At 58.7% G+C, this 13,967-nt stretch carries 11 protein-coding genes and 5 pseudogenes; 3 read left to right on the top strand and 13 right to left on the bottom strand.

The genetic code is table 11. The annotated features are described in order from the left end of the window. Window positions 1-7: 7 nt before the first annotated feature. From X760_RS66445 to X760_RS66430, 5 genes and pseudogenes are all read right to left on the bottom strand, one after another. Window positions 8-610 carry an FMN-dependent NADH-azoreductase gene (locus X760_RS66445; protein ID WP_023721575.1) on the bottom strand — a complete coding sequence of 201 codons (603 nt, stop codon included), beginning with the start codon at window positions 608-610 and terminating at the stop codon, window positions 8-10. A gap of 358 nt (window positions 611-968) precedes the next feature. Next, window positions 969-1,502, bottom strand: a complete 534-nt coding sequence (locus X760_RS0139230) for a cupin domain-containing protein (RefSeq protein WP_084642941.1) — start codon at window positions 1,500-1,502, stop codon at window positions 969-971. Window positions 1,503-1,685: 183 nt separating this feature from the next. After that, window positions 1,686-2,407: pseudogene (locus tag X760_RS78205) on the bottom strand (acetoacetate decarboxylase family protein). Window positions 2,408-2,603: 196 nt separating this feature from the next. Further along, window positions 2,604-3,154: pseudogene (locus X760_RS78200) on the bottom strand (isochorismatase family protein). Window positions 3,155-3,308: 154 nt separating this feature from the next. Continuing rightward, entirely contained in the window at window positions 3,309-3,710 is a 402-nt protein-coding gene (locus X760_RS66430; protein ID WP_023721570.1) for a DoxX family protein, read from the bottom strand. Window positions 3,711-3,845: 135 nt separating this feature from the next. On the opposite strand from X760_RS66430, the gene X760_RS66425 reads away from it, so the two are divergent. Continuing rightward, window positions 3,846-4,721, top strand: coding sequence for a LysR family transcriptional regulator (locus X760_RS66425; RefSeq protein WP_031194727.1), 876 nt, complete (start codon window positions 3,846-3,848; stop codon window positions 4,719-4,721). A 378-nt stretch (window positions 4,722-5,099) separates the two neighbouring features. Here X760_RS66425 and X760_RS66420 read toward each other — a convergent pair. Continuing rightward, window positions 5,100-5,365, bottom strand: a pseudogene (locus X760_RS66420) (amino acid ABC transporter permease); the annotation flags it as partial. Window positions 5,366-6,092: 727 nt separating this feature from the next. On the opposite strand from X760_RS66420, the pseudogene X760_RS66415 reads away from it, so the two are divergent. After that, a pseudogene (locus X760_RS66415) lies at window positions 6,093-6,347 on the top strand (IS5/IS1182 family transposase); the annotation flags it as partial. Window positions 6,348-7,037: 690 nt separating this feature from the next. Here the strand turns inward: X760_RS66415 and X760_RS66410 are convergent. Beyond that, window positions 7,038-7,894: pseudogene (locus X760_RS66410) on the bottom strand (MBL fold metallo-hydrolase); the annotation flags it as partial. Then, window positions 7,881-9,386: an aminotransferase class V-fold PLP-dependent enzyme gene (locus tag X760_RS66405; RefSeq protein WP_023721565.1), complete on the bottom strand. Its 1,506-nt coding sequence runs from the start codon at window positions 9,384-9,386 to the stop codon at window positions 7,881-7,883. The gene X760_RS66405 and the pseudogene X760_RS66410, both read right to left, overlap by 14 nt. A gap of 94 nt (window positions 9,387-9,480) precedes the next feature. Between X760_RS66405 and X760_RS66400 the strand changes: the two genes are divergently transcribed. Next, the gene (locus tag X760_RS66400) at window positions 9,481-9,963 is read left to right on the top strand and encodes an Lrp/AsnC family transcriptional regulator (protein ID WP_023721564.1); all 483 of its coding nucleotides are present in this window, start codon (window positions 9,481-9,483) and stop codon (window positions 9,961-9,963) included. Between the two features lie 270 nt (window positions 9,964-10,233). Here the strand turns inward: X760_RS66400 and X760_RS66395 are convergent, their stop codons facing one another. From X760_RS66395 to X760_RS66375, 5 genes are all read right to left on the bottom strand, one after another. Beyond that, the gene (locus X760_RS66395) at window positions 10,234-10,914 is read right to left on the bottom strand and encodes an ABC transporter permease subunit (protein WP_023721562.1); all 681 of its coding nucleotides are present in this window, start codon (window positions 10,912-10,914) and stop codon (window positions 10,234-10,236) included. Window positions 10,915-10,932: 18 nt separating this feature from the next. Next, complete coding sequence (locus X760_RS66390; protein ID WP_031194726.1) at window positions 10,933-11,649, bottom strand: amino acid ABC transporter permease; 717 nt, start codon at window positions 11,647-11,649, stop codon at window positions 10,933-10,935. Between the two features lie 131 nt (window positions 11,650-11,780). Next, window positions 11,781-12,608 (bottom strand): transporter substrate-binding domain-containing protein, encoded by an 828-nt coding sequence (locus tag X760_RS66385; RefSeq protein ID WP_023721560.1) that lies wholly within the window; start codon window positions 12,606-12,608, stop codon window positions 11,781-11,783. Between the two features lie 139 nt (window positions 12,609-12,747). Then, a complete protein-coding gene (locus tag X760_RS66380) occupies window positions 12,748-13,488 on the bottom strand; it encodes an amino acid ABC transporter ATP-binding protein (protein ID WP_023721559.1) in 741 nt (246 codons plus the stop codon). Window positions 13,489-13,543: 55 nt separating this feature from the next. Further along, on the bottom strand, window positions 13,544-13,967 hold a 424-nt coding region (locus tag X760_RS66375; RefSeq protein ID WP_023721558.1), incomplete at its 5' end, for a peroxidase-related enzyme.

Here is a 13,967-nt window from a genome sequence, read left to right as displayed (position 1 = left end):
GCGTGGGTCAGGCGGCTTTAGCGAGCGCCTGCATTGCACCCGAGAGCGCAGCCTCGCGCGCTTCAGGCCCGAAGCCGATCTTCTCGGCGTGGATGAAAGTGACATCGGTCAGCCCGATGAAGCCCAGAAGGGTCCGCAGATAGGGTTCCTGGAAATCCATCGCCTGAGCGGGACCTTCAGAGTAAAGACCGCCCCGAGACTCGATGACGAAGACGCGCTTGCCGGTCAGCAGCCCCTGCGGACCCGCCTCCGAATAGCTGAACGTCTCGCCAGCACGCAGAACGTAATCGAACCAGGCGCGCAGGCCGGTCGGGATGCTGAAATTGTACATCGGCGCGCCAATCACGACGGCGTCCGCGGAGCGGAGTTCGGCAATCAGTTCGTCCGAAAGAGCTCGGGCGGCGAGTTCCGTGTCGGTCGCGGGCTCGCCGCGGACACCCGCCACATCGGCGGTGGTAAGATGCGGAACCGGCACGGTACCAAGGTCGCGACGAATAACGGTTGCGCCGGGGCTGGCCTCCAGCAAGCGGTGAACAGCTTCCTCGACCAGAATTTTGGAAACGGACCCGTCGCCAAGAACACTGCTGTTGAGGACCAGAATACTTGCCATAACACTCTCCTTGGTACTGACCGATCCAAGATGCTGTTCAAAGGCGCGCGACGGTAGCCTCGCACAGCGCCAAGCTGTGTCGCGAAAACTGGAACGGCTGCGTCGGACGTAAACCTAGATCGAGGCGGCTGCGTATTCACCGCAGCGGCGTGCCGAAGGCTGCATGACTATGCCCGTATAGCCTCGCCTGCCTGTTGCTTCGGTATATCGAGCGCGGTCACCGCTCGCTTTCCGCTTCCCGCCCACGGCCATGATCACCCGCGTGCGGCGCCTCGTATGTCTCCCAACGGCATCGACTGCACTGAAGCCAAGAAGGCCAGAACCGGATCGCATGATCCGTCGTTTCGTCCGCGGCTTTTTACTTCCGCAGCGTATTCCACGGTGCATCGCTGGAGACATCGACCACCTCGTACCCTGTCGGTCTGACGGAGGGTCCGAGGATTGCGGCGATCTTCGCGGGCTGGTCGCCGGTATTGAACGAGGCGTGCACGACATCTGCCGGGATGAAGGCGGAATCGCCGGGACCGAGGATGCGCTTCTCACGATCGATCCACTGCTCGACCTGCCCGGCAAGGACAAGCACCACCTCTTCTTGGTCGGGATGCTTGTGGAAACTGTGTCCTTTGCCCGGATCGAAATTGACCTCGATCACCGTGAGTTGCTTGGCGCCCGTACTGGGCGGATCGCTGAGCCGCCGGGACGATCCAAAGTCATCGACCTTGAGCTGGGCTTCATTCGCGATAACGAATCTACCAGGCATCGGATTGCTCCCCACATTTGTTCTCTGATTTGGCAGCTCTTGAGTTTGACCGAATGCCGCATCAAACGGCAGAGCGGCGCTCAATGCTCCACGCGCGCTAAGCGCAAGGACGTCGCTTCTCGTCTCCGTCATTGCTGCTCCTCCGGTGGAAGCGAGGCGCTTAATGTTGATGGTATCGCTCCGACCGTGCGATGCGGTAGCCCTGCTGTTGGCCAAGCTGTGTCGCGAAACGCGGAACGCTAATGTTGGACCTTGAAGACCTACAAACGGGTGTCGACGGGGCGAGCTTAACAGGTCCTCGCCTTCGGCGCTGCATCACGCGTCGAACGGATATGTTTCGATGGGCCGGCGCAGCCGGAACGCGGAATTGTAAAACGCGGTAGCCTCTACGGCTCCGGCGATCGGCAGTTGATGCACCGCAGAGAACGCCGAAGCTCCGGTAAACATCAGCGAGCCGTCCCCGGACCAGATTTCCCCAGCGTAAAACTCCAGTGCCGACCGCACGAATTCGCACACGGCCAGGGGACCGCCGGGAACCGCCGAGCCGATGACCCGCAATCCGAACGCCTTGACGACCTGCGGATTGTCCGCACTGATTTCGCCGACCAATTGGCTGGGGCGGAAAATCCCTTGCGCCAGCACAACGTCGGCCGGTCGCGACAACCGGGCCGTGACCAGCCCGTACACATTGGACTGGTTCATGTCGAAATCGATCTCGCCCAGCAGCTTCGGATACCCCTCTCTCTCCCGCCCGGCGAGCATTCCTCGTTCGTTGGAAATGAAGATGTGCGGACAAATCCGACATTTTCGCCGCGGAAACGCGCGTGGATGATGTGGATGTATTCCCGGAACGGACCGACGCTGCTGAACCCGTAGGACAGGAACATCACCGACACTTTGGTGTCTTGTTCGATTTCCAGGTCGGGAGGCAGCAACGCCGCCGCCGCCTCCGCATTCGTCCGATAGCTGAACGTCACCTGGTTCACGCCCCTGAACGACGCGTTTGTGAAACTCAGAGGGTCTGCATGTACTGGCATCGTTTGTGCCAGGATCCCGAGTCAGTTTGCCACGCATTGTCACGTGGCTCCTTCCGCCAAGTTTCCGATCCCCAGGTCGAGCCTGCATCGAGAAGCGAGCCCCGGGGGCGTCATTCAGAGAGCCGAGGCTGCCTGCGAGGAGATCACTCGGTGGCGCCCGCAACTCGCCATCAGCAGCCAGTCATGGCGCATCTCGTCAGGGAAAACGCTGCGGCCTTGCGAGCTTCTGAGCCTCGGGCATGTACCACTTGATGACGTCCCGGGCCGGGTCGGCGAGCGCCGACTTCCAATCGCGGAACAGCTCGGTGACTAGCGCGAGAGACGTATTCGGGACCGCACCGGCTGCCGTCAGGCGTTCGATCGCGGTGCGGTGGGCGAGCTGTGACATGCCGCCAACCGCGTCGACGACGAACATGGCTTCGTAGCCATCGTCCATTGCGTCGATGACCGGGAATGCCAGACAGATCTCGGTGTAGAGCGCGCCGAAGATCAGCCTCTTCTGCCCGTCTTTTCGACAGCGGCCCGGAATGCGGCATCTTCCCAGGCATCCATCGAGCTTCGGTCGATGACTTCGACGTCGGACAGTTCGTCCCTGATCGAAGCTCGGGTCGGACCGTTCACGCCCATCTCAACGCCGACCGTGCTCAGCACCACAGGGATATTGAAAGCTTTGGAGGCCCTGATCAGAAACCGGACGTTCAGATCGATCTCGTCCGGTGTCGTCTCGGACTTCACCTTCTCGAACATCTCTTTCTGATAGTCGATCAGGATGAGCGCGACCTGTTCCGCAGTCCAGACACCGTGGGCTTCACTCATAACGATTTCCTTTGTCTGGGCGTGAGTAGGACACGCGACCGGGTTTGCTGATGCCCGGTCGTCCCAAATCATCGGCTGGTTTGCTTCAATGCACGGGCTGGGTCCGGCGGGCATCCAGGCTTAACGAGCCCGCGCCGAAGGCAGCGACCTGAAGCAGACCACCGGCAATAGCGATGTTCTTGAGGAAATGGATCAGTTGGTTCTGGTCCGCGAGATCATGGTGAAACGCCAACGCGGCCGCCACGCTAAAGCCCGCCAGGACCAGGGCGATGATCCGTGTCTGATATCCAATCACGAGCAACACCCCGCCTCCGACCTCGACGATGATCGCGATCAGGTAGCCGAGAAGCGGTGCCGGAAGACCCGCCGAGGCGATATAGCCTTGTGTCATCGCGGGGGCCGCGATCTTGCCGAGGCCGCTCAGAAGAAACAGAACGGCGATCAGCACACGGCCGGCAGCCGCAAGTGTCGTGGTTTGATTTTGCATTCGTGATACCTGCGCTGTCTGAAAAGGGTGGTCAGAGGCCCATCGGCCTCCACCAATCCACACACATCGTTCCCGAAGGCGATGTGGTAGTGTTACATCAAGGCAAGCTGTGTCGCGAAAAGTGGAACGCTCATGTTGGACCTTGAGGACCTGCAAACATTTGTCGAAGTGGCCGATGCTGGCGGCGTCTCGCCGGCCGCCCGCCGGCTCGGGGTCTCCAAATCCATCGTCAGCCGGCGACTGTTCCGGCTGGAAGCGGAACTTGGTGTGCAGCTTCTCGCACGGACCACCCGGGGCGCCGCGCTGACCGAAGCCGGCGTCACGTTCCGCGACCACGCGGCCCGGGTCTGCGCCGAAATAGATGTCGCGCGGGAGACCATCCTGCCCGCTGGCGAGCTGCGCGGGCGCCTGCGGATCGCAGCGCCGCTCTCCTTCGGAACAACACATCTGGCGCCGGTGTTTGCAGAACTTGCGAAGCGCCACCCGCTGCTGAGCGTGCATGCGTCTTACAGTGATCGCTTCGTCGATCTTGTCGGAGAGGGTTTCGACTGCGCCATACGTGTCGGCTACCTTCCCGACTCCGACCTGATCGCGCGTCGCATAGGGCCGATCTATGGAAGGCTCGTCGCGAGTCCGGATTACATCAAGGAGCATGGAGCTCCAGAGACGCTTGACGACCTTCCGATGCACCAAGCCGTGTTGCAGGGTACGGAAGCTTGGCAACTTATCGACGCAGACAAGACTGTTACCGCTCACCCGCAGGGACGGTTCAAGGCGGACAACGGCGTCGCGCTCGTCGCCGCGGCAGTGGCGGGCCTAGGGATCGCCGCGCTGCCGGATTTCCTGACCGAGGACCATTTGGCTTCCGGCGCCTTGGTCCCGGTGATGACACGCTATCGGTTTCCTGAGGCCGGCATATATGTCGTCCGACCGCCGGGACAGCACCCGGCGCGGAAAATCCGGGTGCTCACCGAACTGATGATCCAACATTTCGGCTCGGCGCCGGGATAGGGTAAAGGCGAACCAAGGCGCACCCGTGAGCATCGAGATTGATCGCGGCCTCCACCGGCGCGCCGATTACAAGTCAGCTCCCGACAGTATCGCCGGCACTGCAACAGGCGTCTCCAGAGTGTTCAGGACGAAAAGCAGTTGCCGATCTTCCGCTTCATCTAAAGTTCTTGGATGGCAAGAGCTGTCAGGAATCGGGCGACATAGGGGCCAAACGCTACATTTCGCATCGCTCATGCGAGTCCAATGTCACGGCGATGCGGTGATGCCGCCGTAGACGTAGACGTAGAGCGTACGGCCGTTGATAAAACCTTCAGGCATCGGAGGCGAGGAAGACGCCGCCACCGCGCCCTTGCTGCGCGGGTCCTGACGACGCTTCGCTCAGGTCCGTACCCTAAGGGCTTGCTCCAGCCGATCGGCAATCTGTGTGACGATATAGGCAATAACCATATAGATCACGACGGCAATTACGAAGGCTTCGAGGTAGTAGAAGTTCAGCGCGGCGGTCAGCTGGGACTGGGCGAATATATCGACGACCTCGATGGCAAATCCGAGTGAAAGCGCCTTCATGATGACCATCATCGAGGTTGTCAGGTCGGGAATTGCGTGAGAGCCACCTGAGGAAACAGAATCCGTCGGAACATTTGGCCGACGATGGCAGATGCGGCTCCAATTGGTGGAACCTCCTAGTGAGAAATGGAGGTGCCGGATACTGGCCGCTCAAATTTCTATTGTAGCTAGCTTAACTTTAAGTATAGTTGATCATCTAAATTTCTCTGTAACGCCGGCAATTCTCGGATGGGGTTTATGCCTTCCATTCGAGGAAACGCGCGGGCCTTGTTTGCCGATCACGGCAACTCCGTGAGTGCCATCGATGAACTGATATTCCCAGTGCCAAAAAGCTTCTGTTTCTAGCGACGAATTTACTGTCAGGACGATAACATGCGGGTCGTTAGTGCCATTTGGATTTTGCTTCGTCGACTGCCACGGCCCTTGCTGTCCGTCACGCTGCTGGGCTGGGCTTTTATGGTCTGGTCAAAGATGGTTCCCACAACACCTGATCTTTGTTTAAGGGGAACATTCGCGCAGGCGCTTACGGCTAGGGCTGAAGCGGCGGTTGCAGGGGTGACCTGACGCTGGTCGCGTTATCGTGGTGCGCTATGCTGATGGGGATGATGGCCCCGCTGCTGGCGGCGCCGTTGGCCCATGTTTGGCAGCAGACCATTGGGCCTCCGCGGTAGCACGCAAGTTTGCTGTTCATGTTTCCCTACCTCTTGGTCTGGCTGGCAGTCGGCGTCGTCCTGATCCCGATTGTGGACCTGATCCAGGTGTCATTCTTGCCAGCGCTCTTCGGCGGGGCCATCGCTCTGATTCAAAGGCCGCAAGCGCCACATCATTACCGACACCGAGGGACACTTGGTCGGGCTGACGGTGCACACGGCTAACATCCAGGACAGGGATGGGGCAGTCGGCGTCAGCGCCTCCATTCGACGGCTTTATCCCTGGTTACGCCATCTGTTCGCCGACGGCGCCTATGCCGGAGAAAAACTGTCGCAGGCTCTGGCCAATCTCGGCACATGGACCATCGAAATTATCAAGCGCTCCGGCGCGGCCAAGGGCTTTGAGGTGGCTCTTCTCCGCTCGACGATGTGGAAAGGATAGGACTGGCATTCGCGTCGTGTAACTTAGACGTCCGCGCCTTAATGCGGCAAGACCGGTCGCATCTATGTTTGAGGGCATCGCGTTGAAACACCAAGAGCGCTAAGGGAGAACAAGCGGTGATTTTGGTGGGCGATCGCTATGATCGCTGCCCGGGTCGCCCGCAGTCAACTGTGCCGGCCATGGGAACGAGTTAGGAGCGCCAAATCCGGCTATTTAGTTGCGCGCGAGGAACATGAAAGCCGCGATCAGCCTTCGGTAGTTCCGGCCTGTCTGGAGCACCTATCAAATTGCTCTAGTCGACTGGAATCGCGCCAAATCACCAGTACATACATCGGCTACTTGAGCTTCGCCTCAAGCTTTTCGTCCCCAAAAGAATTACCTCCCAGGTGTGGCTCGATATCCGAAGCTTTATGATCCTATCCCACATCCGAGATATCCCCTCCGATCGATAATAGTGTTGCAGACGCGCCACTGCAATTGCTTACCGCGATCACTTCCGAGGATTGCTGATCCCGAGGACGTACATCAATAGGGCGTGGCGAGGATCGACTCGCCTCAGCCAATCGGACCGAGCGTACATCCGATCAGTGATCCTGAAGCGATCGCGCGCAGGAACTGCTGGAGAGAGCCATCCAATTCGTCGCTAATCCGGCGATGCGGCAGCGCGTTGAGCGGGATTTTCAGATAACGCAGGCCATTTTCCTCGACCTGAGGCAGCTCTCCTCCGCGAATATTGACCTGGAGGGCATGCAACATGAGCCTTGGCATCGGCAATGCCCTGTCTCGCGCCTCTCGAAGCCTGATGAACGCACTCCGAGATTGACCGGCGACGTGCTGGTTTTTCTCTTTCTGCTCCGCCACCGAACTCTCCCACAGAGCCTGGCGCCCTCCCGGCCTGTAGTCGTGACCGGTAAAGAGACGGGTCTCGCCGGGTAAGCTCAAAATGTCCTGGATGGACTGCCACAGATCAGCTGCGCTGCCGCCTGGAAAATCTGCACGGGCGGAGCCGCTATCGGGCATGAAAAGTGTGTCGTGAATGAACGCTGCATCGCCGATGACATAGCTTATCGACGCCAAGGTGTGTCCTGGCGAGTGCGTGACGCGCGCTTCCAGCTCGCCGATGTTGAAGGTCTCGCCGTCGCAAAACAGCCGATCCCATTGTGAGCCGTCACACGGGAGATCCGAGAAGTTATAGATCCGTTGCCAGATCCGCTGCACTTGCTTCACGCGCCCGCCGATCGCTGTCGGCACGCCGGTTTTTGCCTTGAGATAACCCGCGGCCGAAAAGTGATCGGCATGCGGATGGGTGTCCAGGATCCACTCGAGCTTCAAATTGTGGCTGTTGATGTAGTCGAGGATCGTGTCGCATTTGTCGTTGCCGTCGAGCCAGACTTTTCGTCGAAATCGAGCACTGGGTCGACGATGGCGCATCTTCGCGAACTCGGGCATGCAACGACATATTGGATGCTGCCCGTCCGTGCATCGTAGAAGCCGACGACTTCAGGCTGCTGCATGGGCGATGCCCTCGACTGCGGCTCGCGGGAAAAAGATCGCCCGGCCAGGGTCGAGGTCGTAGTCACGCTCGAAGTCCGTTGCGTCGGACGCAATCTGCGCCACGGCATCGAGTATGAACTGCACCTTCTCGTCCGGCAGCAGAACGCTGAAATTCAACCGGGTGAATCCCGGCTTTTTCATTTCGTCGCCGGAGAGAATGGCTTGCCTGATTTCCTCGGACTGTTCGTCGTCGATCGACAGCAGTCTGTGAACATACGGGCCGGCGCAGGCGCAGCCACCGCGCGCCTGGATCCCGAACCGGTCGCTTAGCATGCGCGTGATCAACTGCTGGTGGACGTAGCCGTCCTTTCCGTTTTTGACCCGGAAAGAAAAGATCGGAAGCCGCTCAGGATCCGATAGACCGAGGAGCTCCAGCCGCGGCAGGGGTTTCCATGCGCGAAATGCACGACGCGCCAGCTCGCGATTGCGCGCTGTCATCGCGTCGAGTCCGATCGCATCTTTGACGATGAAGGCCAGCGCGGCTCGTATGTCGCCGATCACGTTCGGCGTGCCGGCTTCCTCGCGGGATTCCAGGCTGTCGCTGTAATCGTGTGTCTTCGGGGAGACAAACTTCACCGTCCCGCCACCTGGCCACGACGGCGTTTTCGTCGAAGGTCCGTCGCGTCGAACGATCAAAATGCCGGAGGCGCCGGGACCCCCGAGGAACTTGTGAGGCGAAACAACTATCGCGTCGATCTGGGCATCAGGGGCGGGCGACATGGAAATCGGCAGGTAAGGACCTGCGCCCGCATAGTCCCAGATCATCTTTGCGCCGGCGGCCTTCACGATCACGGTGATGGCCGCAACATCGCTGGTGATGCCCGTGACGTTCGAGGCCGCGGACATCGAGCATATCGTCAGATCTGACGACCCCTCGCCAACCGCGTCCTTGAGCTGAGACAGGTCCGGCCCGCCAGACGGATCCTCGGCGATTTCCACGATTTCTGCTCCGCTCTCGCGCCAGGGCAGAATGTTGGAGTGATGCTCATAGGGACCGATAATGATCCGAGCGCGCTTGCCCGCTGCCACGGCTTCGGCGACGCCGAATAGCTTGACGAGGCGGTTGATCCCCGACGTAGCGCCGGAGCCGGTGAAGATCACAGCATGCCGTTCGGTGGCCCCGCAGAATTGACCGACCAGGGCGCGCGCTTCCCGACGCATGCGGGTCATGAAGCCTCCGCAATACGAGGCTTCCGTGTGGCTGTTGGCGTAGTACGGCAGGACCTCCTCAAGCACAAAGCGCTCGATCTGACGGAGTGCGCGGCCTGACGCGACATAGTCGGCGTACACCAGGTCCTTTTGCCCGTATGGACCCACGATTTTCGCCGTCGATCCCACAAGCCCATCCCGGAGGTCGGCGGTCACGTCAGCCTTTTTCTTTAGCCGCTGGCGGAACTTTGACAGAGGGGTCTCGGTCTGCCCTGTCGTCGGGCGAGCTGCTTGCACGGTCATTCTCCCCGGCTCGGATATTGACTCGGATTGTAGCCTGCTCCACGGTCGAAAAAATTCACCTATTTTCTGCAATTTCTTGCAAAGAGCGTGTCAGATGATCGAAGATCGGGCGAAAATCGATGCATTTGATATGAAGATTTTGACGGCCATGCAGATCGATGCAAGCCTTTCGCAGCGAGATTTGGCGGAGAGGGTCGGCCTGTCTCAGAACGCGTGCTGGCGGCGGATCCAGCGCCTGCAGTCGCTAGGTCTTATCCGGGGGTCGCACAGCAATATCGATCTGCGAGCGCTGGGACTCGACCTGACGGTTTTCGTAATGGTCCGCACTCGCCACCATTCCAAGGAGTGGAGTGAGGCGTTCCGTGCCCATGTTGAACGGTTGCCGGAGGTGATCGATTTCTATCGGATCGGAGGGGACTGGGACTATCTGATCAAGGTCGTGACACAAGGCATGTCCGGCTACGATGCGTTCTACCAGAAACTGATCACGAACTTCGACCTGGCTACGGTGACAGGCTTCTTCTCCATGGAAGCGATCATCAACAATCGTCCAGTGGATCTGACCAATCTGCGATAATCCGGCGCGCAATTGGACGCGCCGCTGGCCGTCGAGCAAGCCTTCGGCCGCAGGCCCCGCCAAGGTCTCTATTACAAGCCCACAGATCTGGCTGCGAGCTGGCCCCGCACGTCGGCTGTTTGCAGGCTCTCAACAGAGCCTTGAGTTCCTCCGCCTTGATGCGCGGGTTCCGACGACGCTTCGCTCAGGTCCGTACCCTAAGGGCTTGCTCCAGCCTGTCGGCAATCTGGGTGACGATATAGGCAATCACCATGTAGATCACGACGGCAATCACGAAGGCTTCNCCAGCCTGTCGGCAATCTGGGTGACGATATAGGCAATCACCATGTAGATCACGACGGCAATCACGAAGGCTTCGAGGTAGTAGTAGTTCAGCGCGGCGGTCAGCTGGGACTGGGCGAAGATATCGACAACCTCGATGGCGAATCCGAGAGAAAGCGCCTTCATGATGACCATCATCGAGGTTGTCAGGTCGGGAATTGCCGTGAGAGCCACCTGGGGAAACAGAATCCGTCGGAACAATTGGCCGTTCGTATAGCCAAGCGAATGGGCGGCGTCTGACTGACCGGTGTCGAAGGCGTTCAAGGCTCCCTTGATAATCTCGGATTGGAACGCAGCGATACAGCCTGTCACCGCAATAATAAGGATAACCGAGTTGGGTGTTTCATGGGCGTTGAAGTTGACCCCGAGCAACGAGAGCAGGAACTGGAACGCCGGGGGCAGACCGAAATAGGCGAGGAAAATCACGATGACCATCGGAACGCCCTTGAAGACGATCTTGTAAGCCATGATGAGCTCTCGCAGCACCGGGACTCGTCTATATTCGACGAGTGCAAAAATGCTGCCGACTAGCGTCGACAAGACGAAAATCGTCAGCGCCATTCCAAGCGTTACAGGTACGGCGCCCAGAATTTCCTGGGTGTCCTGGAGCAAAATTTCGGTATCGAACATGGTTTAATACCCTTTAGGTCAGACGCTGGCGATGGCCGCGTTCTTGATCTGAGCTGTTGTCGTGGCCTCAGGCGCCTGCATCGGCGAGCGAAGCTCGAACAAGTGCACGATGAACCAGGCAATCAGGCACATAAGCGCATAGATAACCGCCAGGACGAGGTATGTTTCGAACTGGTACTGGTTATAGTCGCGCTCCATGATCAAATGCGCGGTCGCCATCACGTCCGCCGCCCCGATGTACATGACCAGCGCAACGTTGTGGATAAGATAAATGATGGAGTTTCCATAGCCGGGCAATGCGAAGTGCACCGCTTGCGGGCCGACGATGCGGGTGATCTTCTGGCGAAAGGTATATCCGAGACTGTCGGCTGCATCATGCTGGCCGCGATCGACGGCCAGGTATGCGGGCCGCAGGACTTCCGACAGATAGCCGCCATGGTAAAAGCTCAGTCCGACCATCGCAGCGATCGTCGGCGAGAAGAAATCTGCGGAGCCGAACAGCGCCACCAATAGGGGGAGCCCGTAGAACGCGACGAACAACTGGAGGACGACGGGAACGCTGCGGGCATAGGACACGTAGAGGTCGGTGAGGTGGCTGACCACTGGTATCCTGCGAATCCGCAATGTTGTTGCAACGAGCGCCAAGCAAAAGCCGACCAACATGGCGGTAAACGTGATAGCGAGCGTCAGCGGCAATGCCGAGAGCAACTCGGGAATCATAGCAGAAACATCCACTTTGAAACACTCCTTCTTGCAATTCAGCCTTGCTNCCGAGAGCAACTCGGGAATCATAGCAGAAACATCCACTTTGAAACACTCCTTCTTGCAATTCAGCCTTGCTGCTGACGATATCTACTCAGATCAAATCATTTCATATACTTGACGATGCCTTCGCCAAACCACTTCTGCGATAGCTTTTCGATCGTGCCGTCGTCTTTCAACTCCTTGAGAACTTTGTTCACGTCATCGACCAGAACCTTGTTTTCATCTGATCTGTGAATAAGCATATAGGTGTTGTTGCTGAAGACTGGTTCGGACGCCACGATGTCGAGATTCTTTTCATCGATAACGGTCTGCTCACCAAGATTTGAAGGCAGGACCAGCGCGTCGAACTTGCCGTTCTGAACCTCATCCAAACGGTTCGGATACGGGATTCCGGCGCTCGACGCCGTCACGTCAAGCTTGTATTGCGGATTTTCTTTTTGCCAGTTCATGATGAACTTGTAGGTGCCGCCGCCAGCCGTGGTCGGAACGATCCTCTTGCCGACCAGATCTTTCATTTCCTTGATGCCGCTGCCCTTTTTGCTGTAGATCTTCATTAGGCTGGCGCCCATGGGGTTTTCAGGAATGAAGAACTGCTTGGCGCGCTCGGGTGACTTGTAGTAACCGCCGACCGCGATGTCGTATTTGCCTGTGGCCAAGCCGGTTTCCTGCGCGATGTCGGAGACACCTTCCATTTCGAACTTGTATTGCGGCAGCTTGGCGTTGATCGCCCTCAGCAGATCGGGTTCATACCCTTGCGGCTCGACGCCGAGCGCGCCCCAAGCCAATGGCTTGGATTCGGCAGAGGTCGCGATCTTGATTGTCCGAACGGTCTGACCATAACTGACCCCTGCTGTCGCAAGGGCAATTGCGATGCCGCCGGCGACGGCCAGGGCATAACGACGCGAAAAACTGGATTTGATTGCAGACATTTCTTAGGTTCCCTTCTTGTTGAGCTATTGAAAAGCGAGTTCTGACTGCAGGAATTGAGCAAGTCGTGGGCTGGAAGGCGCGTCGAAGATATCAGCCNGATTTGATTGCAGACATTTCTTAGGTTCCCTTCTTGTTGAGCTATTGAAAAGCGAGTTCTGACTGCAGGAATTGAGCAAGTCGTGGGCTGGATGGTGCATCGAAGATCTCAGCTGGACTTCCATCGGCGGCAACCACGCCACGATCCATGAAGACGATCCGGTTCGAGATGTTCTTTGCGAATTGCATCTCGTGGGTCACAAGCAGCGAAGTGATCCCTGACGACGTGACATCCTTGATCACCTTCAGAACTTCACCGACGAGTTCAGGATCCAGCGATGACGTAGGCTCATCGAAGAGCATCACGTCGGGACGAACCGCCAGCGCACGCGCGATGCCGGTGCGCTGGAGCTGGCCGCCCGACAGCTGGGACGGATAGCTGTCCCGCTTCGCTGAGAGACCGACCCGGTCAAGCTCTCGCAGCGCGATTTCACGCGCCTCGTCCGTTGACTTGCGCTGCACGACGACCAGCGGATCCATCACGTTCTGGAGGACGGTCATGTTCTTGAACACATTGAACTGCTGAAAGACCATCGCTGTGCGAAGCCGGATCGCCTGGACAGCGGTCTTGTCGGCGCGCTGGTAGTCCATCCGAATCTGGTCGAACGCGATGGTTCCTGACGACGGCTTGGCCAGGTAGTTGATGCATTTCAGCAGCGTGGTCTTGCCGGTGCCGCTGGGGCCGATGATCGACACCACGTCACCCCGCTTTACCGAGAGATTGACGCCGTTCAGGACCTGCGTGCTTCCGTAAGACAGCTTTACATCTTTGAGTTCAAGCATTTCTGGTTGGTCCTTCAGAGTGGGGGACGGACTGCTTTGACCGTATGCGACGTCATCATCCGCTCTCCGCGTGGCCGAGAACGTGCATCAGCCTGTTTGCCCAGCCGAAGATCGCTATGGCGTGGACAAGGTCGATGATCTCGGCATCATTCATGCCGACGGCACGCAGCGAGGCGATGTCGTCTACCGTTGCTTCCGACGGCGCCGCCGACAGACGGCGGGCAAAGCTGTAGATTGCCGCATCGCGCGGCCCGAGCGCCTCGGGTTTGTCGAGATAAAGCGCGGTGACCACATCATCGCTCTTGGTCAGCTCTGCATGGCGGCGGGCGTGAACAACGGCGCAGAATTTGCAGCCATTGACGATCGAGGCACCCAATGCGCCAAGTTCGCGGTCGCGACGGGCAAGCCCGCCTTCGACATACATGATCGCGTTGAACAAGACGGTGCGGGCAAGATAGCTCTCGGGATCATGCACAAGG

Origin of the sequence: Mesorhizobium sp. LSHC420B00 (genome assembly GCF_000503055.1) — a bacterium.
Lineage (GTDB): Bacteria > Pseudomonadota > Alphaproteobacteria > Rhizobiales > Rhizobiaceae > Mesorhizobium.
The sequence above is the reverse complement of the archived record's forward strand: the minus strand, read 5'-3'. Positions and strand labels throughout refer to the sequence as shown.

Excerpts from the sequence above, each read along its gene's own strand:
- X760_RS66445 (WP_023721575.1), bottom strand. The coding sequence starts at position 610 with ATGGCAAGTATTCTGGTCCTCAACAGCAGTGTTCTTGGCGACGGGTCC.
- X760_RS0139230 (WP_084642941.1), bottom strand. The coding sequence starts at position 1,502 with ATGACGGAGACGAGAAGCGACGTCCTTGCGCTTAGCGCGCGTGGAGCA.
- X760_RS66430 (WP_023721570.1), bottom strand. The coding sequence starts at position 3,710 with ATGCAAAATCAAACCACGACACTTGCGGCTGCCGGCCGTGTGCTGATC.
- X760_RS66405 (WP_023721565.1), bottom strand. The coding sequence starts at position 9,386 with ATGACCGTGCAAGCAGCTCGCCCGACGACAGGGCAGACCGAGACCCCT.
- X760_RS66400 (WP_023721564.1), top strand. The coding sequence starts at position 9,481 with ATGATCGAAGATCGGGCGAAAATCGATGCATTTGATATGAAGATTTTG.
- X760_RS66385 (WP_023721560.1), bottom strand. The coding sequence starts at position 12,608 with ATGTCTGCAATCAAATCCAGTTTTTCGCGTCGTTATGCCCTGGCCGTC.
- X760_RS66380 (WP_023721559.1), bottom strand. The coding sequence starts at position 13,488 with ATGCTTGAACTCAAAGATGTAAAGCTGTCTTACGGAAGCACGCAGGTC.